The 2,888-nt window shown below is 35.1% G+C and carries 2 protein-coding genes; both read left to right on the top strand.

Annotation, left to right across the window (positions count from 1 at the left end):
* On the top strand, positions 1 to 2,179 hold a 2,179-nt coding region (locus K6D58_RS01305), incomplete at its 5' end, for a type I restriction endonuclease subunit R (RefSeq protein ID WP_296826746.1).
* 79 nt (positions 2,180 to 2,258) lie between these two features.
* On the top strand, positions 2,259 to 2,888 hold a 630-nt coding region (locus K6D58_RS01300), incomplete at its 3' end, for a hypothetical protein (RefSeq protein ID WP_296826744.1).

Here is a 2,888-nt window from a genome sequence, read left to right as displayed (position 1 = left end):
TTCTGCAATCCGTCCTAAGGGAAATGGAAAAGGCGGTATTTACTTTGGCGCTACCGGCTGCGGTAAAAGCTACACAATGGTTTTCTTAAGCAGGCTTTTGATGAAGTCCCGTGAGTTGAACAGTCCAACTATTGTTGTAATTACAGACAGAACTGACCTTGATGCTCAGCTTAGTAAAATCTTTATTGAAAGCAAAAACTATATTGGCGATGAAAATGTTGAATGTATAGAAAGCCGTGCACTTTTGAAAGAAAAACTTGAAGACAGAAAAAGTGGAGGCGTCTTCCTTACTACAATTCAGAAATTCTGTGAAGATATAAAACTTCTTTCTGAACGTTCAAATATTATCTGTATAAGTGATGAAGCACACCGCAGTCAGAATAATCTTGAAGAAAAAACTATAATTACAGATAACGGCGTTGAACATAAATACGGCTTTGCAAAGTATCTGCATGATTCACTTCCTAATGCAACTTATGTGGGCTTTACAGGAACTCCGATTGATGAAATGGCACAGGTCTTTGGTGATGTTGTTGAAACTTACACTATGAAAGAATCTGTTGCAGATGGAATTACAGTAAATCTTGTTTATGAAGGTCGTGCTGCAAAAGTAATACTTGATCAGAAGAAAATCCGAGAGATTGAAGAGTATTACGCAAAATGCGAAGACGAAGGTGCAAACGAAGCCCAAATTGCTGCAAGTAAAAAGGCAGTTGCAAACCTTGATGCAATTATGGGTGATGATGATATAGTTGCAGAAGTTGCCCAGGACTTTATTAATCATTATGAAACTCGTGTTCGTGAAGGCACAACGGTTGAAGGCAAAGCAATGTTTGTCTGTTCCAACCGTGAAATTGCTTATAAGCTCTGGCAGAAGATTGTAGAGCTTCGTCCTGAATGGAACGAGAAGAAAGACTGCGGAGATAAAGATTATAAGCCTATCGAAAAAATCAAAATGGTAATGACCGAGAATAAGGCAAAAGATACGAAAGGTCTTTTTGAACTTCTTGGTAATCATGAATACAGAAGAGAACTGGACCGCCAGTTTAAGAAGGTAGAATCAAACTTTAAGATTGCAATTGTAGTTGATATGTGGATTACAGGTTTTGATGTTCCGTCTCTGGATACAATCTACATATATAAACCACTGCAGAAACATACTTTGATTCAGACAATCAGCCGTGTAAACAGAACATACAAAGGCAAAGATCGTGGTTTGATTGTAGACTACATCGGAATCAAGCGGGCAATGAACGAAGCCCTCAAAAAATATACCGGCGATGATAACGAAGAGTTTGAAGATACAGACAAAGCCGTTGCAATTGTAAAAGACCAGATTAGTGTTCTGGATGCAATGTTCAATGAGTTTGATTCTTCTGACTATTACAATGGAAGCCCGCTTAAACAGCTTGAATGCTTGAATAAGGCTGTTGAGTTTGTTCAGGCAAGTGAAGAATTAGAAAAGCGTTTTATGGATGCTGTACGCAGAATGAAGAAAGCATTTAATCTTTGTTCTTCCAGCGAGATCATCAAAAAGAATGATAAAGATAAAATCAACTTTTACATTGCGATTCGTTCAATTTTGTTTAAGATTACAAAAGGCGATGCTCCTGATATTACAACAATGAATCATCATGTTGCACAATTGATTAATGAAGCAATTAAAGCCGACGGAGTTGAAGAATTATTCCAGCTTGGAAAGAATGTAAACTTTGACATCTTTACACCAGAATATCTTGAAAAGATTAATGCAATCCAGCTACCTAATACTAAGATTAAAATCCTACAACAATTGCTTCAGCAGGTTATTGCGGACTATAAGCGTACAAACAAAATCAAGGCCATGGAATTCAGCGAGCGAATGAAGAAGCTTGTTGAAGAATACAACAACCGTCACATTGATGATTTTACTGTTCAGGTTCTTGATGAAGTTACAAAGCCGTTGAATGAATTACTCAATGATATTCAAAAAGACAAAGAGCACTTTAAAGAACTTGGAATCAGTTTTGAAGAAAAAGCCTTCTATGACATTCTTGTAAGTTGTGCACAGAAATTTCATTTTGAAAATCAATATCCAGATGACAAGATGAAAGACCTTGCAAAGAAAGTTAAGGCTCTTGTTGATGATAAGACAAAATATACTGATTGGGACCAGAGAATTGATGTGAAGGCTAGATGAAGTATATAATGAAGTCTTTGAACAGGCTGAAAATTTTAAGAAGTATGCGGAGTAATTAGAAGGAAAGGAGATATATAAAATGTCATTTAGTTGGGTTCCATATTACAAAGAATTAGCAGAAAAATTAGTACAATATCGTGATAAGCGAGAAGACTTGCTTAATATTATACGTGGACTTGATAGAGAATATATAGACTTTTTACAGAAAGATGGGGATGGAACAAAGATTACAGACATTCACCCTTTTGCAATTTACTCAATATTTAGTAGACTTTTTCTTGTTCCAAAAAAACAGAAGATTCTTGAATACTTAAAAACTAAATTAAATCTTACAAGTCCTATACCTACTGATTTTGATGGAATTCCATCTGTTAATCCTCAAAACTCATTCTGGGGGATGCCATGGGATAATGATGCAAAGCAGAAAGTAGAAGAAAACTGGGATTTATTTTGTTGTGCTGTAAATGAAAATTTTGATGAAGATGAATTTTGTAAATGTTTTGATAAAGTCATTAGTCAGCAAGGTGCAAAATGGAATGTAACACAAGCTTTATTTAGGATGAACCCTGATAAGTTTATCTCTCTTGATGGCAATAGTCGTGAATATTTAAGTACAGAAAATATAACAGTTTTTAATGAACGAGATTTATCTGGAAAAAAATATTTAAGCTTGTTAAATGATTATCTACATTTTCTTTTACATCATTTA

Origin of the sequence: Treponema sp. (assembly GCF_024696245.1) — a bacterium.
Taxonomy (GTDB): domain Bacteria; phylum Spirochaetota; class Spirochaetia; order Treponematales; family Treponemataceae; genus Treponema_D.
The sequence above is the reverse complement of the archived record's forward strand: the minus strand, read 5'-3'. Positions and strand labels throughout refer to the sequence as shown.